At 66.0% G+C, this 19938-nt stretch carries 16 protein-coding genes and 1 pseudogene; 8 read left to right on the forward strand and 9 right to left on the reverse strand.

Translation table 11 applies throughout. The annotated features are described in order from the left end of the window. Positions 1-23 precede the first annotated feature (23 nt). Both stf0 and OVA31_RS10500 read right to left on the reverse strand, forming a co-directional pair. Complete coding sequence (gene stf0 / locus OVA31_RS10495; RefSeq protein WP_267631037.1) at positions 24-839, reverse strand: trehalose 2-sulfotransferase; 816 nt, start codon at positions 837-839, stop codon at positions 24-26. Positions 840-941: 102 nt separating this feature from the next. Next, positions 942-2399, reverse strand: coding sequence for a sulfatase (locus OVA31_RS10500; protein WP_267631038.1), 1458 nt, complete (start codon positions 2397-2399; stop codon positions 942-944). A gap of 286 nt (positions 2400-2685) precedes the next feature. Between OVA31_RS10500 and OVA31_RS10505 the strand changes: the two genes are divergently transcribed. Then, positions 2686-3645 carry a phosphotriesterase family protein gene (locus OVA31_RS10505; protein WP_267631039.1) on the forward strand — a complete coding sequence of 320 codons (960 nt, stop codon included), beginning with the start codon at positions 2686-2688 and terminating at the stop codon, positions 3643-3645. 41 nt (positions 3646-3686) lie between these two features. Beyond that, positions 3687-5189 carry an AMP-binding protein gene (locus tag OVA31_RS10510; protein ID WP_267631040.1) on the forward strand — a complete coding sequence of 501 codons (1503 nt, stop codon included), beginning with the start codon at positions 3687-3689 and terminating at the stop codon, positions 5187-5189. Positions 5190-5295: 106 nt separating this feature from the next. On the opposite strand, the gene OVA31_RS10515 is transcribed toward OVA31_RS10510, so the two are convergent. Genes OVA31_RS10515 through OVA31_RS10530 form a run of 4 tightly spaced genes read right to left on the reverse strand, consistent with a single transcriptional unit; the run spans position 5296 to position 9082 of the window. Beyond that, positions 5296-5934, reverse strand: a complete 639-nt coding sequence (locus OVA31_RS10515) for a TetR/AcrR family transcriptional regulator (RefSeq protein ID WP_267631041.1) — start codon at positions 5932-5934, stop codon at positions 5296-5298. A 4-nt stretch (positions 5935-5938) separates the two neighbouring features. Next, positions 5939-6988, reverse strand: a complete 1050-nt coding sequence (locus tag OVA31_RS10520) for a phosphotransferase family protein (RefSeq protein ID WP_267631042.1) — start codon at positions 6986-6988, stop codon at positions 5939-5941. Continuing rightward, positions 6985-8250, reverse strand: a complete 1266-nt coding sequence (locus OVA31_RS10525; protein WP_267631043.1) for an acyl-CoA dehydrogenase family protein — start codon at positions 8248-8250, stop codon at positions 6985-6987. Before OVA31_RS10525 ends, OVA31_RS10520 begins: the two co-directional genes overlap by 4 nt. A gap of 10 nt (positions 8251-8260) precedes the next feature. After that, the gene (locus OVA31_RS10530; RefSeq protein WP_267631044.1) at positions 8261-9082 is read right to left on the reverse strand and encodes an SDR family oxidoreductase; all 822 of its coding nucleotides are present in this window, start codon (positions 9080-9082) and stop codon (positions 8261-8263) included. 172 nt (positions 9083-9254) lie between these two features. On the opposite strand from OVA31_RS10530, the gene OVA31_RS10535 reads away from it, so the two are divergent. Next, a complete protein-coding gene (locus OVA31_RS10535) occupies positions 9255-9410 on the forward strand; it encodes a DUF6131 family protein (RefSeq protein ID WP_190267130.1) in 156 nt (51 codons plus the stop codon). A 108-nt stretch (positions 9411-9518) separates the two neighbouring features. Here the strand turns inward: OVA31_RS10535 and OVA31_RS10540 are convergent, their stop codons facing one another. Further along, entirely contained in the window at positions 9519-10502 is a 984-nt protein-coding gene (locus OVA31_RS10540; protein WP_267631045.1) for a TauD/TfdA dioxygenase family protein, read from the reverse strand. Between the two features lie 91 nt (positions 10503-10593). Next, positions 10594-12934, reverse strand: a pseudogene (locus OVA31_RS10545) (sulfatase-like hydrolase/transferase). Positions 12935-13155: 221 nt separating this feature from the next. On the opposite strand from OVA31_RS10545, the gene OVA31_RS10550 reads away from it, so the two are divergent. Genes OVA31_RS10550 through OVA31_RS10565 form a run of 4 tightly spaced genes read left to right on the forward strand, consistent with a single transcriptional unit; the run spans position 13156 to position 18378 of the window. Then, a complete protein-coding gene (locus OVA31_RS10550) occupies positions 13156-14751 on the forward strand; it encodes an ABC transporter substrate-binding protein (RefSeq protein ID WP_267631046.1) in 1596 nt (531 codons plus the stop codon). Continuing rightward, the gene (locus OVA31_RS10555) at positions 14751-15707 is read left to right on the forward strand and encodes an ABC transporter permease (RefSeq protein WP_267631047.1); all 957 of its coding nucleotides are present in this window, start codon (positions 14751-14753) and stop codon (positions 15705-15707) included. Before OVA31_RS10550 ends, OVA31_RS10555 begins: the two co-directional genes overlap by 1 nt. Continuing rightward, positions 15707-16651 carry an ABC transporter permease gene (locus OVA31_RS10560; RefSeq protein ID WP_267631048.1) on the forward strand — a complete coding sequence of 315 codons (945 nt, stop codon included), beginning with the start codon at positions 15707-15709 and terminating at the stop codon, positions 16649-16651. Before OVA31_RS10555 ends, OVA31_RS10560 begins: the two co-directional genes overlap by 1 nt. Beyond that, positions 16651-18378 carry a dipeptide ABC transporter ATP-binding protein gene (locus OVA31_RS10565; RefSeq protein WP_267631049.1) on the forward strand — a complete coding sequence of 576 codons (1728 nt, stop codon included), beginning with the start codon at positions 16651-16653 and terminating at the stop codon, positions 18376-18378. The genes OVA31_RS10560 and OVA31_RS10565 overlap by 1 nt, the downstream gene beginning before the upstream one ends. Positions 18379-18682: 304 nt before the next feature. Here OVA31_RS10565 and OVA31_RS10570 read toward each other — a convergent pair whose 3' ends face one another. Further along, positions 18683-19525 carry an SDR family NAD(P)-dependent oxidoreductase gene (locus OVA31_RS10570; RefSeq protein ID WP_267631050.1) on the reverse strand — a complete coding sequence of 281 codons (843 nt, stop codon included), beginning with the start codon at positions 19523-19525 and terminating at the stop codon, positions 18683-18685. Positions 19526-19748: 223 nt separating this feature from the next. Here OVA31_RS10570 and OVA31_RS10575 point away from each other — a divergent pair, with 223 nt between their 5' ends. Further along, on the forward strand, positions 19749-19937 hold the full coding sequence (locus OVA31_RS10575) for a hypothetical protein (protein WP_267631051.1): 189 nt from the start codon (positions 19749-19751) through the stop codon (positions 19935-19937). Position 19938: the final 1 nt, after the last annotated feature.

The following is a 19938-nucleotide window of genomic DNA, read 5'->3' on the forward strand; positions in this document are numbered from 1 at the left end:
CCCGGACTCGGTGCGCGGCTGGACTACCCGCCGGCAGCTCGGGCACTGAGCGGGTATCCGTTCCGCACTGCGTCCGCACGGTATCGCTGCGCCCATTCGCGGGAGCGTGCATTGGACTGTGGTTTCAGGGGCGGCGGCGGTGCCAGATCGGGATCCTGGCCGAGGACGTCGAGCACGCGCGCCGTGGTCTCGGTCGGACACCGAACCAGTTCGTCGAAGCCGACTGTGACGGGCCGGATCGACTCGGTCGCGAACCAGTGCCGCCAGTTGCGATCCTGTTCCAGCAGGATCGCCGCGAGGTGGGCGATTCCCTCCGCGTGGTAGACCGCACCGTCGTCGACCGAATGCAGGCCCGCCTCGTCTCGCCAGACCCGGGTCTGCACGGCCCGCCACATCGAAACAGCTTGCGGCACCACATCTTCACGATGGACATGGATGAACACGGGATCGTCACCGTCGAACAACCATCGCAGGGCGGTGCGCAGCGAACCCGATGCGACGCGCGTCCGGGCGACGAGCAGCGGCGTCTGGTTCCACATCAGTTTGCCGCCCCACACACCATTCGGGGATCGTCCCTGATCGAGAATGTCGGCCTTCCAGTCCTCGGTGTGGCGGGCGTCGACGACACCGCGTTCCACCGGCGCCAGGAGGTCCAGGATGTCGGGATCGGTGACGCCCGCAAACCACTCACGAGGCTGCGGTGACTGCGACGACGACGCGAAGTACTGGAAGAACTCCTGAGGTTTCCCGGCGACTCCGGACGCGGCCAGCGACTCCACCAACAGGGTGCTGCCGCTGCGCTGGCTCGCGCACACGAGGTAGTTCGACACGTCGGACACGCGGATCAGTCTAGCGACGCGAAAACCGCTCGCAACCTGGGAATTTAAGGTCAGCGGAGCGCTAATTGTTTACAAACGGGATGTGGTGTGCCGACGGCAGGGTCAACCGTCTCGCCGGTTGCGGACGGTCGCGATCTCGCCGTGCAATTCGCGCCGATCTCCCCTCGGCCGCCGAGAGGGAAGAACCTCCTCATCGGCGGCGCTGTCATGGGATTTCGCAAAGAAGTCGGCCATGAACCGGTCGGCGACCGCAGTGCCCTCACGGTCGTCGGGGATCACATCCTCGGTCTCGGCCCGCCATTCGGTGAGCTTGTCCGCGAGGCGTTTCCGGACGTCGGAGTGGGCGGGATCGTCGGCGAGATTGTTTCGCTCATCGGGGTCGCAGGTCAGGTCGTAGAGCTCGTGCCGCGGACGTGGCGAGTCGATCACGGCGTGATCGAGCGATCGCGCAGACGGACTGTCGGCGATGTCGAGCGGCAACAGCAGACCCGGCCGCTCGGCATAGTTCTCGATGTAGCTGAACTCCTTGGTCCGCACGGCTCGGATGGGGTCGAACGCATCGTGGTACGTCTTCTCGGTGAAAACCTCTGTGCGGGCGGGCACCTCGTGCTCGGCAAGTAGCTGCTCGGCGTGGGATTCACCGTCGACGTCGGCGGGCGCGGGCACCGACAGGAGGTCCAGGATCGTGGGAGTGAGATCGACGCCCGAGAACAGATCGTCATAGCTGTGCGGGGCAACGCCGCGGCGCGCAGGCGGGCGGACGATGAACGCTATTCCGGTGCCCTCCGAGTACAGGGTCGACTTGGCGCGCGGAAAGGCGAGGCCGTGGTCGGTGAAGAAGACGATCCAGGTCGTCTCGTCGAGGCCGAGTTCGGCAACCGTGTCGAGCAGACGACCGACGGCGGCGTCGGCCTGCGTGATACTGCCGTGCAGCCCGGCCAGATCCTCGCGCACGTCGTCGGTGTCGGGCAGGAACGACGGCACCGTGATCGACGCCGGATCGGCATGCTTGTACTGCTCGGACGGGTAGGGACGATGGGTCTCGAAGAAGCCTGCGGTCAGCAGGAACGGTCGCTCGTCAGAGACATGAACGTGCTCGTGCAGCCATTCCTGTGACCGGGCCACCACGTAGTCGCACAGCGAGTCGGAGACATCGATGGTCTCGAATCCCAGGCCGCTGGGGTCGGCACTCTCGTGCTGCATGCCGAACAACACCGTGCGATATCCGACCTCCGACAGCACGGCGGGCAGAGTCCGAACGTCGGGGCGGTATTCGAATCCGTGGTGTGCGAGGCCGATCAGCCCGTTCCGATGGGGATACCGGCCGGTGAAGATCGAGCCCCGCGCCGGCGAACACAACGGCGCGGTGGCGTGTGCATCGGTGAGCAGGATGCCGTTCGAGGCGAGTGCATCGAGATTGGGGCTCTCCACACCGTCGATCCCGTAGCAGCCCAGATGACGGCCGAGGTCATGCCAGTGGATCAAGAGGACATTCTCGCGTGGCGCCGCGCTGCTGCGCGCATCAGCGCCTGCCGCGCCAAGAGGTTGCGTGGTCGGCATTGCTCCATCATGCACGACTCGCGCTCACCTGCACGAACATCGGGACTGTGCCTCGACCACGCTGTGCTCGTCGCAAGGTTGCGATCACGGTGAGCGTGATTGTGCCCTTCGAGGCTCGCTGCGCTCGCATCTCAGGGAACAAGGGCCCGTCCGTTCGCACCTCAGGGAACAGTGGGCGTCGCTCGCGCGTCAGGGAACAGGGGATCTTGAAGTTGAACTCATCCTCAAATACAGTGCCGGAGTGATCCAGACCACACTTTTGCCCCAGACGTAGCGAAGGACACACATGAGCACCGTCAATACCGTCACCGGCCCCGTCGACTCCGCCGAGCTCGGCAACGTTCTCGTGCACGAGCATGTCTTCGTCCTGGGCGAGGAGTACCGGCAGAACTATCAAGACGACTGGGACGAGGACGAGAAGATCTCCGGCGCGGTCCGCGACCTCCGCGAACTCAAAGGGCTCGGCATCGACACGATCCTCGACCCGACGGTGCTCGGACTGGGCCGCTACATCCCGCGCATCCAGCGGATCGCCGAACAGATCGATCTGAAGATCGTCGTCGCGACGGGTCTCTACACCTACAACGACATCCCCTTCCAGTTCCACTACACCGGCCCGGGTCTGCTGTTCGACGTTTCCGAACCACTGGTCACGTTCTTCACCAAGGACCTGACCGAGGGCATCGCCGACACCGGGGTCAAGGCCTCGTTCCTCAAGTGCGCGATCGAGGAGCAGGGCCTGACACCCGGCGTGGAACGGGTGATGCGCGCAGTCGGGCAGACCAGCGCACAGACCGGAGCGCCGATCACCGTGCACACCAACCCACACACCCAATCCGGACTCGTTGCGCAGCAGGTGCTCTCCGAGGAAGGCGCCGACCTCAGCAAGGTGGTGATCGGACACTCGGGCGACTCGACCGACCTCGACTACCTGATGAAGCTCGCCGACGCCGGGTCGATCCTCGGGATGGACCGCTTCGGCCTCGACGTACTACTGCCGTTCGAGGATCGGATCAACACCGTGGTCGCACTCGTCGAGAAGGGCTACGCCGATCGGATGGCGCTGGCCCACGACGCCGCCTGCTTCATCGACTGGTTCGATCCCGAGGCCAAGCGGCAGGCCGTGCCCAAGTGGAACTACCGGCACATCAGTGAGGATGTGCTGCCGGCATTGCGCGCGCGTGGGGTGAGTGACAAGGACATCGACACCATGCTCGTCGATGTCCCCCGCCGCTATTTCGAGTGATCGGTTGCACCGCAACACTTCTCCACACAGACAGGAACACCATGGCCAGCACCGTCGCAAGACTCTGGGCTTTTGCCGACGACACACCCGACCGTCTTGCCGTGCGGGCAGGCGATCGGGAGCTCACCTACGCCGGTCTCCGGGACCGGATCGCGCGCACCGCAGCCTCGCTGGCCGGACTCGGTGTGCGAGAGGGTGATCGCGTCATCTTTGTCGCGCCGTCGATTCCCGAGTTCGTGATCACCTATTACGGACTCCAGACGCTGGGGGCCACGGCGATCACGATGAACGTGATGTCGACGTCGCCGGAGATCGATTACGTGCTCGACGATTCCGGGGCATCGCTGGTCATCGCGTGGCACGAATGCGCCGACACCGCACGGCGTAGTGCGGAATCGGCGGGCACTCCGTTCCTCGAGGTCGGTCCGTACGAGGAGGCCGCCGATCTCCCCGACCCGGTGCCCTCCTATGTCGACCGCTCGGACGACGACGTATCGGTGATCCTCTACACGTCCGGAACCACCGGCCGGCCAAAGGGTGCGGCGCTGACCGTCGGGAACATCAACGCCTGCCCCGTCGCGTTCCGGCAGCTGATGGAAGTGACCACCGACGACAGGTGGGCGACCGGCCTGCCCTTGTTCCACGTGTTCGGTCAGGCGATCGTGATGAACTCGGCGTTGTCGCAGGGCTGCAGTCTGTCGTTGATAAGCCCGTTCGACCCGACGGCCTTCCTCGACCTGCTCCGCGACCAGGAGATCACCATCGCCTGCGGTGTCCCGACGATGTGGAATGCCATGCTGCACGTGGCGCAGGGCCACTCACCTGATGACTTCCGCGCGCTGCGGCTGGCCGGCTCGGGTGGAGCCGCGCTGCCGGCGGAGGTGATCCGGGCGTTCGAGGGGAAGTTCGGCTGCAAGATCCTCGAGGGCTACGGACTCACCGAAACATCCGGTGCTGCCACATTTCACGACGTCAACGGCAGCCCTGTCGTCGGGACCGTCGGTCCGGCGTTGCCCGGCACCCTGGTCGAGATACGCGATCCCGACGGCCAGGTGGTCGAGGTGGATGTGGTCGGCGAGATCTTCGTCAAGGGTCCGACCGTCATGAAGGAGTACTGGAACCGGCCGGACGCGACCGCAGCCGAACTGAGCGACGGATGGTTCAAGACCGGCGACCTCGGCGCGATCGACGCCGCAGGCAACGTACGCATCGTCGACCGGGTGAAGGACCTCATCATCCGGGGTGGCTACAACGTCTACCCGCGCGAGGTCGAAGAGGTCCTGTACACCCATCCCGACATCGTCGAGGTGGCCGTGGTCGGGGTGCCGGATGACCACTACGGTGAAGAGATCGCCGCGGTGATCACGCCCCGGCCAGGAGCGACCATCGATCCCGCCGGGCTACGAGACTGGGCCAAAGAGCGGCTCAGCGCCTACAAGGTGCCGCGCATCGTGCAGACCGTCGACGCATTGCCCAAAGGCGCGACGGGCAAGATATTGAAGCGCGCGATCGATCGGGAGGGCTTGCGGAAGGTCGCGCGCTGACCACGTAGGTTGCCCTCGGCGGGATTCCCGTTGCTGTCGGCGGGAATTCGGTTGCTGTCGGCGGGAAATTCGGTTGCTGCGGGCGGGAATTCGGATGCTGTCGGCGTCAAGTGGGGCGGCGCAGTCCGATCGCGTTGACCCACAGTCGGGTGGCGGTGAACACCAGCTCATCCATGTCGACCTCGTCGCCGAGGCCGAAGCCGTAGTACGCCATCCGGGAGACCATGCCGGAGAGGGCGCGCGCGGCCGCCAGCGGGTCCAGGTCGGGATCGGCGAGGCCGCGGGCCTGGAGATCTCGGATCCGCTTCGCATTGCGCTCTGCGAAGACCTGCCCGCGACGACGTCGGGTCTCGCGGAACTCGGTGCTGAGGCCTGCGACCTGCTCACGCACCAGCATCAACTGCGCATTGCGCCGGTAGGCCTCGAAGTACGCACGGTTGGCCGCCTCGATCACGGCCGTCGGATCATCGTCCGATGCCGGCTCGACGTGCGGCAGTCCGGGATGCAGCATGTCTTCCTGCGCCTCGGCGAGGACTGCATCGAGGATGTCCTCTTTGCTGTCGAAGTAGGTGTAGAAGGAGCCGGTCGCGCAGTTCGCCTCGGCGGTGATGTCGGTGAGCCTCGAATCACTGAAACCGTCTCGCTCGAACACCGTCCGCGCCGCGGAGATCAACGCCGAGCGGGTCCGCTCCCCTCGCGGGGTGAGTGGTCGCGAGCGGGCGGGCGCGCCGTCGTCCTTCGGCATGACGTTATAGTCCCGCCTCGTCGGCCACCGCCACCGCACGGGCCACGAAATTGTCGACATGGGCCGGTGTCGGCACGCCGGCGGCCGCTCGGTTGGCGGGATTCTCGCGTGCCCTCCGCAGAACGCCTTCGGCGATGATCGCGACCTTCCAGAGTCCCAGTGCGTGCCAGTACCGCAGTGCCTGTGGATCGCGTCCGGTTCGATCCAGGTAGGCCTGCGCCAGCTGGTCACGATCGGGAAACCCGTCCATGACCTCGACCGGGTCGCCCAGCACCACGGCGTCGGTCCGCTCCGGCCAGTAGGCCAGCGTGCTGCCGATGTCGGCAAGCGGATCGCCCAGCGTCGACAGTTCCCAATCCAGTACCGCCGACACCGCTCCCGACTCCGGGCCGATCATCACGTTGCGGATGTGGAAGTCGCCGTGCACAAGAGTCGTCTCGTGCTGTTCCGGGATGTTGTCGGACAGACGCGCGGTGAGGGTGTCGAGGTCCGGGATGTCGCGCGTCTTCGACTTCTCCCACTGCGCGCTCCACCGCTTGAGCTGGCGCGGGGCATAAGGCTTGTGACTTGCGAGGTCCGCGAGCCCGACCGTATCCAGATCCACCGCATGGATGTGGGCGAGCGTTTCGGTCATCGCCGCGCCGACGGCGCTGCGGACCTCTGGCGACACCTTCTCGCCCGCACTGCGATCGGTCAGCACCGACCCGTCGACGAACTCCATCGCCACGATCGGCACCGGGCTGACGGCGGCGTCGTCGCACACCCCGTAGATGCGTGGAACCGGAACGTCGGTCGCCGCCAACGCGTCGAGAATCCGCGCCTCGCGGGCGACATCGTGCGCCGAGGCCAGCAGGTGGCCCACCGGCGGCCGACGGAGCACCCATTGTCCGCCTGCCTCGTCGCGGACCGTGTAGGTCAGGTTCGACTGACCGAAACCGACACGTGTACAGGTGATCTCACCCGACGTCTCGACGCCTGCCGTCCGAAGCCACCCGACCAAAGCGGTCAGGTCGGTGTCGGGGATGGGCGTTCCGGTCGTCACGCCGGCGCTCATCGGGAGACGAGCGCCTGATCCGATACGCCCGCCACCGTCTCCGGTGCCGACGCAGCATCCCGATATGGCCGGAGCTCTCGACGAGCGATGGCCCGCTTGTGGACCTCGTCCGGACCATCGGCCAGGCGAAGCGTGCGGATGTGGGCGTACGCCATCGCCAATGGGAAGTCGTCGGTGACGCCGCCACCACCGTGCACCTGGATCGCGCGGTCGATGATCTTCAACGCGATGTTGGGCGCGGCGATCTTGATGGCGGCGATCTCGGTGGCGGCAGCCTTGTTGCCCACCGTGTCCATCATCGCCGCGGCCTTGAGCGTGAGCAGCCGGACCATCTCGATGTCGATGCGCGCCTCGGCAATCCAGTCCTGGATGTTGGCGCGATCGGCGATCGGCTGCCCGAAGGTGACGCGCTGGGTGGCGCGGGTGCACATCAGCTCCAGGGCGCGCTCGGCGATCCCGATGGTCCGCATGCAGTGATGGATCCGGCCGGGGCCCAGGCGCGCCTGACTGATCGCGAAGCCCTCGCCCTCACCCTTGAGCACGTCCTTAGCGGGCACACGGACGTTCTCGAAGACCAGCTCGCCGTGGCTCTCGCGGTCGACATAACCGAAGACGGGAAGGTTGCGCAGGATGGTGAGGCCGGGCGCATCGGTGGGGACGACCATCATCGACTGCTGGCGATGGGTGGCGGCCGCCGGATCGGTCTTGCCCATCACGATCAGGACCTTGCAGTCGGGACGAACTGCGTTGGAGGCGAACCACTTGCGGCCGTTGAGAACGTACTCGTCGCCGTCCCGCACCATCGAGAGCTCCACGTTGGTGGCGTCCGAACTCGCGACTCCTGGCTCGGTCATGGCGAACGCGGATGCGATCTCACCGTCGAGGAGCGGCTGGAGATAGAGCTTCTTGTGCTCGTCGGTCCCGAAGAGCGTGAGCACCTCCATGTTGCCGGTGTCGGGCGCGTTGCAGTTAAAGACCTCCGGGGCCCACGCCACACGTCCCATGATCTCGGCCAATGGTGCATATTCCAGATTCGTCAGCCCCGGACCCCATTCCGCGTGCGGATGGAAGAGGTTCCACAGCCCGGCCTCTTTGGCCTTCGCCTTGAGCTCCAACAGGATCGGCGGTGTCGCGTGGGGGTTCTCCGACTCGCGCATCTGCTGATCGAACACCGACTCGTTGGGGTAGACGTGGGTGTCCATGAAGTCCAGCAACTGCGCGCGGTACTTCTCGGTCCGTTCAGACGGGTTGAGCAGGTCCATCGGTGACTCCTTACGACGTGGTCTCTTTGAGGCCCTGTTGGTACCGCCGCATCCCGCGCAGCCAGCGGTCGTAGTCGGCACTCTTGTGCCGATACATCTCGAGAACCTCGGGATGGGGAAGGATGAGGAAACGTTCGTCGCCGAGGGCGTCGATCACGGTGTCGGCGACCTCGGACGGGGTCAGCACGCGTCCCGCGGTCTCGACCGCGCGCTGCATGAGTCGCGCATCCTCGTCGTCGGGAACGTCGTCAGGACGCAGCAATTTGGTGTCGACACCCATCGGGCACAGACAACTCGCTCGGACCCCGCGATCGCCGTAGGTGACGTTGAGCCACTCGGCGAATCCGACGGCCGCATGTTTGGTGACGGAATAGGTGGCAGAGCCGAGTTGCGTGAGGAGGCCGGCCGCCGATGCGGTCCCGACGAAGTAGCCACTGCCGCGTTCGACCCACTCCGGTACGAGCCGTCGAGCAGCGCGAATGTGTCCCATCACGTTGACGTCGATGACCTGCGACCACTCGTCGTCGGAGGCGAACAGACCTGGGGCTCCGCCGATTCCGGCGTTGGCGAAGTAGAGGTCGACCGGACCGAACCGTGATTCGGCCAGTTCGATCACCGCGTCGATATGGGTCGTCGAGGTCGCGTCACCCGCGATGGACGCCACCGCCCCGGGCACCGAGGTCTCGATCCCCGTCGCCACGGTCTCGAGGCTGATCTGGTTCAGATCGGTGACGACGACGCGCGCACCCTGGGTGACCAGAGCTTGAGCGATCGCGGCACCGATTCCTCCGGCACCGCCGGTCACGATGGCCACCTTGCCGTCGAGTTGCATACACATCCCTTTGCCAACGAATTTGAACGTGAACCTACTTGAAGTTGTGTTCAGGTTCAAGTGTGGCGAAAGGGTGACAAATCCCCGGTCCGTGTCGCCGCCGGACTAGGCTGACCGAACAGGCACTTGCAGCAGCGTCGAGTGCGTGTTGGTCTATCGCAAGGAGACACACGTGATCATTCTCGGCATCGTCCTGCTGGTTCTGGGGTTCATCTTCAGTATCCCGATCCTCTGGACGATCGGCATCATCCTGATCGTGATCGGCGCGATTCTCGCCGTTCTCGGTGCGACCGGCCGCGCGGTCGGCGGGCGGGCGCACTACTACTGACGATCAGGTCGAGAACTCGACCCGGCAACACCACGCAAACGCCGCGGCCGGCGGACACAGCTGTCATGTGTCCGCCGGCCGCGGCGTTTGTCAGATGAGGTCAGGCACTCACGCGGCGAAGACCTCGAGACGGTTGGGCTGTTCGACCCCCGAGTAGTGCGAGGCATCGCCCTGCAACACCTGGCTGCGCTCGCCGCGCACGTCGACCGGGACATCGCCTGCGAGGGTGATGCGGTGCAGTTCGCGCTTCTGGTTCCCGTAGTCGGCGATGCCGTAATGCTGGGTGGCCCGGTTGTCCCAGATCGCCACGTCGCCCAAGCGCCAGTTCCAGCGGAAGGTGTTCTCGAGCTTGGTGATCCGCGCCTGCAGCAGTTGGTAGAGTTCGGCGAACTCGGCCGACTTGAGTCCCCGGAACTCCTTCGCGAAGTGGCCGAGCAACAGGCTCCGCTCACCGGTCTCCGGATGGACCCGGACCACTGGGTGCAGCGTCTGGTACTCGGTGCTGGTGAACTCCTGGTAGTGATCTGCCTTCTTGGAGATGTCCACACCACCCGACGGTTCCTTCAGCCCGACATAGTCGTAGAGGTTGCTGTGGGTTGCCCAGAGCTCTTCGGCCAACGCCCGCAACGGCTTCGGCAGCTGCTCATAGGCTGCCACCGTCGACGCCCAGGTGGTGGCACCGCCGTACTCGGGCAGAGTGACCGCGCGCAGGATCGATGCCTTGGGGATCCGATCGACGAAGGTGACGTCGGTGTGCCAGCTGTTGGCGGCACCCTCGATGGTCAGCAGTTGGGTTCCGCGCGAGGTGACCGTCGGATGCGGTGCGGTCGGGTCACCGAGCAATTCGGCGAACGCGTACTGCGATTCGTCGTCGAGGTGCTGCTGATCGGTGAAGACCACGACCTTGTTGCTGGCCAGCGCGAGCCGGATCGCCTCTACCTGTTCGGCAGGCAGATCGCCGCCGAGACGCACCTGTCCGATCTTGGCGCCGATGTGCTCGCCGAGCTTGTCGACCGTGATGCCTGCGTCACGGTAGATCTCTCGGGCACGCGCATCCCGGTCGGCCCGTTCGTCGATCTGTGCCAATGTCATTGGGCAATCCTTTCTGTTCTTTCCCTACATTTCCGCACAGTTCGGCGCGGCGATCGAGACCTGAAATCACGACGATTCGAAGTCCGGTGGCTCAGTCCGCGTGATGCTCCGCGCTCTCGTCGATAGCACGCCGAACTCCGGCCGGGACTCGTACCGGGCCGGGCCGATAGGTGACCGCGCGCAGTGCCGAACCGAACCGGAAGACCCCGTGTCGCGCACGGAGGTCGGGATCCACCGGACCGCGCGCGTCGAGGCCGACCGAGATGCCCGTCCACGGCGCCATGCCGACCAGCTGGAACTGATCGGGCAGCTTGGCGACCACCGACGTCTGGCCTGCGCCGGTGATCTCGATCGAGAAGTCCCAGCGCACCTCCGGGGTCGCGACGGCACGAACGGTCACAGCGGACACGTCGTCGGGTAGCGGAGCCGAGACATGGGCACGTCTGCCGTAGCTGTTGAAGACGAAGTGGACTGCCGCATTCTCGACGTACAGCAGATAGCCACCCTGCGGGTCACCGTGCGCGACCAGTACACCGTCATCGGAGCGGGTCCAGCCGGCGAGTTCCACCTCGATGTCGAAATCCCGGTAGGCGATCAATCGGCTCGACCGGAATCGCTCCAGGGTCGGCGTGCCGGCGAGGATGCGGACCGGTTCGCTGTACCGCTCCTCGGCGGGTCTGCGTCGGATCTGATCTGCGGGCGAGTCGAACAACGGGAACACCGTGTTGCGCCAGGCCGCGTCCTCCCACGCCTGTGCGAGTTCGGCGACCCGGTCGGGGTGACGCGCTGCCAGATCCGCGGTCTCCGCCGGGTCGGCGATCACGTCGTAGAGCTCCCACGCCGGGTCGTCGACGGTCGCCGGATCGGTGTGCAGCGACACCAGTTTCCACCCGTCCCGATAGAAGCCGCGATGGCCCCCGAATTCGGCGTACTGCTCGGTGTGCGCCGAGGCCGCCGATCGTTCCCTCAGGAAAGAAGCCGCACTCACCCCGTCGCGTTCCTGGGCCGGCTTACCGAATCGGGCTGCGGGCGTCGGGATGCCCGCGAGATCCAGCAGAGTGGGTGCCACGTCGGTGACGTACGAATACTGACGTCGGACGCCGTTGTCGTCCTGATCGCGCTGCAGGCCGGCGGGCCACGAGATCACGAACGGCACCCGGACCCCGCCGGCGAAGGTCTGCCCCTTGTAGAAGCGGAACGGTGTGTTGGACGCCTGGCCCCACCCGCGCGGGTAGTGCACGCCAAGGGCGGCAGAACCGATCAACTCCTCGTCGTGCGGCACGTCGTGCTCCCAGTCGGCCGGCACCGGGCCGTGGACGAACTGGCTGAAGTACGAGCGGGTGCCGACCGGGCCGCCTTCCGCGGTCCCGCCGTTGTCCGAGGTGAACACGATGATCGTGTTGTCCAGTTCGCCCAGTTCGGTGAGCGTGTCGACGACGCGTCCGACGCTCTGGTCCACGCTGTCGACCATGGCCGCATAGACCTCCTGGTAGCGCTGGAAGCGGCGCTGTTCGTGCGGGTCGAGGGCGTCCCACGGCGGCGCGTCGTAGCCGGGGGTGGTGTTGCGCTCGGCGATCGGGGTGTCCGGGTCGAACAGGCCGGCGTCGACCTGTCGCTGGAAACGCTTCTGCCGGACGACGTCCCAGCCCTCGGTGTATCGTCCGCGGTATTTCGCCAGATCGGACTCCTTCACCTGGTGCGGACCGTGCATCGCGATGTGGGCGAAGTACAGGAAGAACGGCTTGGTCGGGATCCTGCGCCCGCAACGCCTTGATCTGGCCGATGGCCCGATCGGTGAGATCGTCGGTGACGTAGTAGTCGTCCGGATACTCGTCGATGTCGACGACCGAATTGTCGGAGATCAACTGATTCGGGTGGAAGAACGAGTTGAGCCCCTCGAGCGACCCGTAGTAGCTGTCGAAGCCGCGTTGCACCGGCCACGAGTCCCGGTTACGGCCCGGACCCATGTTCGCGTCGCGGACCAGATGCCACTTGCCGACCGCGTAGGTGGCATAGCCGCTCTCCCGCAGGATTTCGGGCAAGGTGAGCACGTCGTCGGCGAGTTCGAGCCGGAGACCCGGGTACCCCGGATCGGAGTTGGCGACGCTCCCGAAGCCGGCACGGTGCGGGTTGAGCCCGGTGAGCAGCGCCGCGCGGGCCGGCGAACAGACCGGCGTCGTGTGATAGTTGCTCAGACATAGACCACGCCGCGCCAACGCGTCGATGTTCGGCGTGTCGATCTCGGCGCCGAACGGGCCGATGTCCGAAAAGCCCATGTCGTCGACGAGCACGACGACGATGTTCGGGGCTCCAGGCGGCGCGGTCCGTTCGGCCGGCCACCACGGTTCCGAGACCGAAGACGTCCGTCCGACGGTGCCGCGGAAGTCCGCGTAGCCGCGGGACTCCTCCGGTGGACTCTGGTGCTGCGCCATGGGATCCGTCTTTCTCGTGCCGTCGCGATCGCACGGTGACACCGTGCGTCACAGCACCTTTCAGACAGGCGTCGAAACTGTCAATACTTTCGCCGAGACGCTTCGTAACCCCCGTCCGGGCTTGGCGTTCGGCGACCCGTCTGCCCAGAGTGGTGACCTGGGCTGTTCGTGCGAGTAGCGCGATCGGCCATGTCAGCCCCTCGGACAGAGAGTTCACAACGATGCCCGGACGCCGTACCCGCGCGGTGCAAGTACTCGCGCTGACCCTTGCCACTTGCCTCCTGGCGGCGGGGTGTCAGTCCGCGGTCGCCCAGCAGGAGAACTCCGCCTCCCAATCCCTGGCGCCCGGGCAACCGGCGCCGCAAGGGGGCAACCTCCGTGTCGGGGTACTCGGCGACATGTCGCCCAAGACCTTCTTGCAGATCGGCACCGGGAATCTCGCCGGCCAGGTGGTGAGCAACACCTTCGACACGCTCATCCGCTACTCGCGTGACGACCTGACCGTCCGGCCATCACTGGCGACCGGGTGGCGGTTGTCACCGGACGGACTCTCGCTGGCACTGGATCTCCGTTCGGACGTGACGTTCCACAACGGCAGGCCGTTCGTGTCGTCGGATGTGCAGAAGTCCCTCGAGGCCTATCTCGCCGGGCCGTGGACCCCCCAGTTCAAACGCACGGCGGCCGCCATCACCTCCTACGACACCAGCGATCCGCATCGCGTGGTGCTGCGCTTCGCCCACCCGTTGAGCAACATCTTCGATCTGCTCGACTCCGCGCCCATCCTCGATGCGGCCTCCCTGCCGCAGCTGAAGGCCGGCAAATCCTACATCGGGACAGGACCTTTCAAATTCGCCTCCTGGCAACCGAACTCGTCCCTGCGGCTGGTCCGCAACGACGACTATTGGGGCGGTAAGCCCAACCTGGATTCGATCACGTTCGTCATCATCAGGGACCAGCAGTCGCTGTACACCCGGCTGCGCACCGGTCAGATCGACGTGGCGTACGGACTGAACCACCACGATCAGCAGCTCGCGACCACGCGCTACGGCTTCAAGGACGTCACCTTCACCGGCGCCGAATCGCAGGAGTATGTCGGCATCAACGTCACCAATCCGGCATTGTCCGACGTACGCCTTCGTCGGGCGATCGCCCTTGCCATCGATCGACCGCGCATCATCAACGACGTCTTCCGCAAGAGCGGTTACGTGGTGAACCTCCCGTGGCCGAAGTGGTCGCCAGCCTATGACGCCGCAGCCAATTCGACCTACGGTCGCGACGTCGCGCAGGCCAGGAAGCTGGTGGCGCAGCACGGGCCGGTACCGCCGATTCCGCTGGACTTCTCCACACAGGGGATCGACCGGGTGGTCGCTGAGATCGTGCAGTCGAATCTCAAGGACATCGGCATCCCGGTGACACTGGTCCCCAACGACCAGACCCAGCAGTCGTCCAAGCTGATCGGCGGGAAATTCACCGGGATCTGGTTGTTGCAGCATGCTTTTGCCCAGTTCACCCCGTCGACGCTTGCGGTCTCGGCCTACCCGTTCAACGCGGCCAAGAACTCGTCGAACTACCTCAATCCGGAGTACGCCGCCGCCGCCGACGCGGCGTGGACCGTGCCGGACGGCGCATCGCCTGCCGCGTTGCGTGCCTATCGCCAACTCGACGACATCTGGCTTCGGGACCTCTTCCTGGTCGAGATCGGCGTCGTCTTCCAGAAGGTCGCAACGTCGAACGCGGTCGGCAACATCGATTGGGATCGACGTAACCAGTTGCACCTCAAGGACACCTACCTCAACACCACTGGACGGAATTCGTAATGCTGGGTTATGTGATCCGACGGATCCCGACGGCCATCGTCGTGCTGGCGATCGCCTCGCTCCTGATCTTCTCGATCCTCCGACTGATCCCGGGAGGTCCCGAGGCGGCGCTCGCCGGCCCCGACGCGGGGCCCGAACAGCTCGCGGCCATCCGGCACGACCTCGGTCTCGACCGACCGTTCCTGGTGCAGTATTTCGCCTGGCTCGGTGGGATCTTCACGCTGAACCTCGGGGAGAGCTACCAGGTGGGCGGAGCGATCAGCGACCTGATCGGATTCGGACTCGTCAACACCGTGGTGCTGACCGTGACCGCACTCGTGATCGCCGTCGTGCTGGCCCTCGCGCTGAGCCTGTCCGCCACGATCTTCGAGAGCCGCGCGGTTCATGCCGTACTGATCGGGATCAACGCCGTCGCCATCGCCATCCCGACCTTCGTCGTCGGCACGGTGCTGATCCTCGTGTTCGGTGTCCAGCTCCGCTGGTTGCCGGCAGGCGGCACCCCGCCGGGTGGTTACACGCAGAGTTTTCAGATCAGCCTGCAGTACCTGATCCTCCCGGCTCTGACGCTGGGGCTGCCTGCCGGCGCGGTGCTCGCGCGGTTCCTCACCGAGGCACTGCGTACCGAACTCCGCCAGCCGTACGCGGTGACCGCCCGATCGCTCGGTGTCCCGTGGCACACCATCGTCCTTCGCAATGCACTTCGAAATGCGCTGCCGCCCACCCTCACCGCGCTCGGCCTCGTCGTCGGGGGGCTTCTCGGTGGAGCGATCCTCGTCGAGTCGATCTTCGGCTGGCCGGGGCTCGGACTCCTCACCGAAGAGGGCATCTTCGCGCGCGACTATCCCCTGGTCCAGGTGCTCGTCCTGCTGTCGGTCACGGTGTTCGTCGTTCTCCAGCTCGCCGCCGACATTCTGCACGCCTGGCTCGATCCCCGAATCCGATTGGCAGGTCAGTGATGTCCGGAAGAACCGCGACCAACAGCCCCACCGCGACCGACCCGTTCGCCTCGACCTTCGGGGCCGAGGCCGTCCTCGACATCGAGCCAGGCCTCCTCCCGGAGTCGGCCACCGACGTCAGGTCCCGGGCGCGACAGTCGACACTGCGCAGTCTGCTCAGCGGATCCGGTCTGGTCGGTACCGTTCTGGTGGCCGTCGTCGTGCTGCTCGCGGTGGTCGGCCCGTTGTTGACCTCGTTTGCCGCGGACCAGCAGATCGACGGCGCGTACCTCCTGCCGCCGAGCTCGCAGCACTGGCTGGGCACCGATGACCTGAACCGCGACCTGCTGACCCGGGTGCTCTACGGAATCCGCGTCGACCTGCTCATCATCTTCATCGCGGTTCCGATCGGTGCGGCGGTGGGCATCGCGGCCGGCCTGGTGACCGTCACCCATCCGTGGAGCGACGTGATCGCGCAACGGACCTTCGACGTGATCCTCGCCTTCCCCGCCCTCCTCCTCGGAATCGCGCTCACCGCGGTCCTGTCGCCCGGCGCCCAGACCATCGTGATCGTGATCGCCATCGCCGAGATCCCCATCTTCGGGCGGCTGACACGGACGTCGGTGCTCAAGGTGCGGGAGATGCCCTACGTCGAGGCCGCCCGCGTCAGCGGGGCGACCACCCGGCACATCCTCCTCCGTCACGTGTTGCCCAATTCGGTCGAGGCGATCGGCGTCCAGTTCGCACTGTCGCTGTCACTGGCGGTGTTCGTGGAGGGCGCGATGAGCTATCTCGGGATCGGTGTGGTCGCGCCCACCCCGTCCCTTGGCTCGATCCTCGCGGCCGGCAACGGTTATCTCGAGACCAATCCCTGGTTCTCACTCGGCCCGCTCGTGGTGATCTCGGCGCTGGTGCTGGGCTTCTACCTCATCGCACAATCCATCTCCCGAACCCGGAGGCAGTGATGTCCGACATCGCCAAGCCAGCGACCACCCACCCTGCGGCCGCACGAGAAGCCGCCACTCCTCACGCGACGGTGCCCGCGTTGGAGGTCAACGACCTGCGGGTCACCTTCGCGTATCCGCGGCCCGCGGTCGCGGGCATCAGCCTTCGGGTGGACCGCGGCCAGATCCTCGCACTCGTGGGCGAATCGGGCTCCGGTAAGACCATGACGGCCCGGGCCGGGATCGGGCTCCTCCCCGAAACCGCCACCGCGACCGGATCCGTCAAGGTGGACGGCGTCGAGATGCTCAACAGATCCGAGAAGGAACTCAATGCCGTCCGCGGGACCCGGGTCGCGATGATCTTCCAGGAACCGCAGACCGCTCTCAACCCGGTCCAGACCATCGGGTGGCAACTGCGCCAGGCATTGCGTACCCACCGGCGACTCTCCCGGCGAGATGCCCATCAGCAGGCCGTCGAACTGTTGCGGCTGGTCGAGATCCCCGATCCGGAACAGCGCGCCGGACAGTATCCCCACCAACTCTCCGGCGGGCAGAAGCAGCGTGTGGTGATCGCGCTGGCGCTGGCCAACGACCCGGTGCTCCTGCTCGCCGACGAGCCGACCACGGCACTCGACGTCTCCGTGCAACGTGAGATCCTCGATCTCCTGCTTCGCCTCCGCGACCGCACCGACGCCGGAATCCTGCTCATCACCCACAACCTCGGCGTCGTCGCCGACATCGCCGACCGCGTGGTGGTGGTCCAGCTCGGTGAGGTTGTCGAACGTGGCGACGTCTATGACATCTTCGCCGCGCCGACGCAGCCGTACACCAAGCAGCTGCTGGCCGCCGTCCCCACGTTGCCCTCCCCCACCGATGATCGCTCCGACGACGAGCGGGCCGACGACGAATCCGACGACGATGCGCTCACGTCGACGGCGGTGGTGCACGTCGACGACATCACGGTGCGTCATCCGGGCAGATTCGGCAGCCCACCGCACACCGCCCTCGCGGGTGTCTCGTTGACGGTCCATCCCGGCGAGGTGGTCGGCGTGGTCGGCGAGTCGGGATCGGGAAAGACCACGCTCGGCCGCACCATCGGCGGTCTCATCGCACCAGTCGCCGGCCGGATCGTGCTCGGCGGCAAGGACATCGCTCAGGTGTCACGCACGAAGTTGCGGAACGTACGTCGTACGATCGCGTTCGTCCCGCAGGATCCGACGGCATCGCTCGACCCTCGGTTCACCGTGGCCGAGTCGATCCGCGAACCGCTGGAGATCCACCGCCTCGGCACGCGCGACCAGCAGAACACACGGGTCGGCGCACTACTCGACGCCGTTCAGCTGCCGCGCACGTTTGCGGGCAGATTGCCGCACGAACTCTCCGGCGGCCAGCGCCAGCGGGTCGCCCTCGCCCGCGCTCTCTCGGTCGAGCCCGCCTTGCTGATCGCCGACGAACCGACGAGCGCACTCGACGTCTCGGTGCAGGCTCGTGTTCTCGAGCTCTTCGCACAACTGCAGCGGGACCTGGGATTCGCCGCGCTGTTCATCAGTCACGATCTGGCCGTCGTCGAGCAGGTCGCCGATCGGGTGGCCGTCCTGCGCGACGGAAGCCTGGTGGAGACCGGCGACGCCCGGACCGTGCTGTCGGCGCCGCGTGACGCCTACACGCGGGAGCTGCTCTCAGCCGTCCCCTACCCCGACCCGGTTCGGCAGCGCGCCGGCCGTCAGGTGCCCGCCGGCTCCCGCTGAGCTTCCGCCGAGGGGACGCGGTTGCGGCCAGAACTCGTTTGTCCCGCTAATCATTCCGTCGTCATCCAGTTGACCGAACAGCGTCGACGGCAGGTGTGATCTGGATTACACTTGGGTCTTCGGTGCGAAGAGCCGGAGGGAGGTGTCCCTTATGTTCGGTCTGATCTCAGAACTGGTGTTCAACATCCTCCGAGCTGTCGGCGGCTTCCTGTGGTGAGCAAGACACGTTGAGCAACAACGTGATTCGCTCTCATTTCCTGTATATCGTTGTGCACCAATATCTCTCACAAGCCCACTTCCGGAGTCAGGTGAGTGATGCGATCGCGCGGTCGGCCGTCGTCGGGGTGAAGTAGTCGATCGCGGGCAGGATTGCGCGCAGGGCTGCCGGCGCCACGTCGGTGGGCCGATGCGTGACCGCGCGCAGGATCCACCGGCCCGCCTCTTCCACACTGAGTGCGTGCACGTCGTCGTATTCGGCAGTGGGCGCGATCATCTCGGTACGCACCAATGGGTAGAGCACGTTGGTCGCGCGCACGCCCGGATGCGCGTTCTCGGCGTTGAGGCTGCGGCCGAAGATGGCGAGCGCGTTCTTGGACGCCGCGTAGGCCGAGAAGCGGGGAAACGTATTCGCCATGATCCCCCACGTACAGACGTTCACGAACTGTCCGCGGCCCCGTTCCACCATGCCGGGCAGCAGTCCCAGCGTCAGCTGCACCGGCGCGAAGTAGTTGAGCTGCATGGTGCGCTGGTAGTCGTGCAGACGATCGACCGAATCGAACACTGTCCGCCGGATCGAGTGGCCCGCGTTGTTGACGAGAACGTCGACCTCCTCGTCCGCGAGGTCGGCCACCAGCATTTCGATGGCCTTCTCGTCGGACAGATCGCACGTCCGGTAGGCACAGCCCGTTTCCCCTGCCAGAGAGCGCAGTTCGTCCTCTCGTCGCGCGACCGCGATGACGCGGGCGCCCCGCTGGGCGAGCAGCGTGGTGGCCTGTCGGCCGATCCCGGCCGACGCCCCGGTGACCACGATCGTGAGGCCGGTGATGTCGCGGCCGGGGCCCGCGAGAACGTCCTCGACAACGGCCGGGAGGAGACTACGGCGCTGGACCAGGTCCATCAGCGTGCTGGTCAGGGAAAGGGATGCCATGGGCTTCATTCTCCACGGGAGGTCGGGACGGGGATCAGCAGCCCGAACTTCAAGGTGCGCAGGCGGATGTCCTCGTTCACCGATACGGCAATAGGTCACCGCCCGACCTCGCCATGGTGCTCATGCCGGCGCCAGGTCACGTTCGGGACATTCCAGGTCATCGACGCGACTACCATGGGGACATCCACGTCAGCACCGAGCAGATCCACCGCCTGGAGCGGCCATGAGCGCCGAGAGCCGGGGAGATGGCGACCGCGCCCGCCGTCCGTGGGCCTATGTGCGCAGGCCGGAGCGCCCGATCTTCGGCGAACCCGCGCCGGAGTTGCGGTTCCTCGACGAGCTCGACGGGCCCGATACCCCCGCAGACGATGCCCCTCCTGATGCCGACGCGTCGGTCGAGACCAGCGATTGAG

It is taken from the genome of Gordonia sp. SL306, from assembly GCF_026625785.1.
Taxonomy (GTDB): Bacteria; Actinomycetota; Actinomycetes; order Mycobacteriales; family Mycobacteriaceae; genus Gordonia.

Coding starts and splice junctions, on each gene's coding strand:
- OVA31_RS10500 (WP_267631038.1), bottom strand. CDS start 2,399: ATGCCGACCACGCAACCTCTTGGCGCGGCAGGCGCTGATGCGCGCAGC.
- OVA31_RS10505 (WP_267631039.1), top strand. CDS start 2,686: ATGAGCACCGTCAATACCGTCACCGGCCCCGTCGACTCCGCCGAGCTC.
- OVA31_RS10510 (WP_267631040.1), top strand. CDS start 3,687: ATGGCCAGCACCGTCGCAAGACTCTGGGCTTTTGCCGACGACACACCC.
- OVA31_RS10515 (WP_267631041.1), bottom strand. CDS start 5,934: ATGCCGAAGGACGACGGCGCGCCCGCCCGCTCGCGACCACTCACCCCG.
- OVA31_RS10520 (WP_267631042.1), bottom strand. CDS start 6,988: ATGAGCGCCGGCGTGACGACCGGAACGCCCATCCCCGACACCGACCTG.
- OVA31_RS10525 (WP_267631043.1), bottom strand. CDS start 8,250: ATGGACCTGCTCAACCCGTCTGAACGGACCGAGAAGTACCGCGCGCAG.
- OVA31_RS10530 (WP_267631044.1), bottom strand. CDS start 9,082: ATGCAACTCGACGGCAAGGTGGCCATCGTGACCGGCGGTGCCGGAGGA.
- OVA31_RS10540 (WP_267631045.1), bottom strand. CDS start 10,502: ATGACATTGGCACAGATCGACGAACGGGCCGACCGGGATGCGCGTGCC.
- OVA31_RS10550 (WP_267631046.1), top strand. CDS start 13,156: ATGCCCGGACGCCGTACCCGCGCGGTGCAAGTACTCGCGCTGACCCTT.
- OVA31_RS10555 (WP_267631047.1), top strand. CDS start 14,751: ATGCTGGGTTATGTGATCCGACGGATCCCGACGGCCATCGTCGTGCTG.
- OVA31_RS10560 (WP_267631048.1), top strand. CDS start 15,707: ATGTCCGGAAGAACCGCGACCAACAGCCCCACCGCGACCGACCCGTTC.
- OVA31_RS10565 (WP_267631049.1), top strand. CDS start 16,651: ATGTCCGACATCGCCAAGCCAGCGACCACCCACCCTGCGGCCGCACGA.
- OVA31_RS10570 (WP_267631050.1), bottom strand. CDS start 19,525: ATGGCATCCCTTTCCCTGACCAGCACGCTGATGGACCTGGTCCAGCGC.
- OVA31_RS10575 (WP_267631051.1), top strand. CDS start 19,749: ATGAGCGCCGAGAGCCGGGGAGATGGCGACCGCGCCCGCCGTCCGTGG.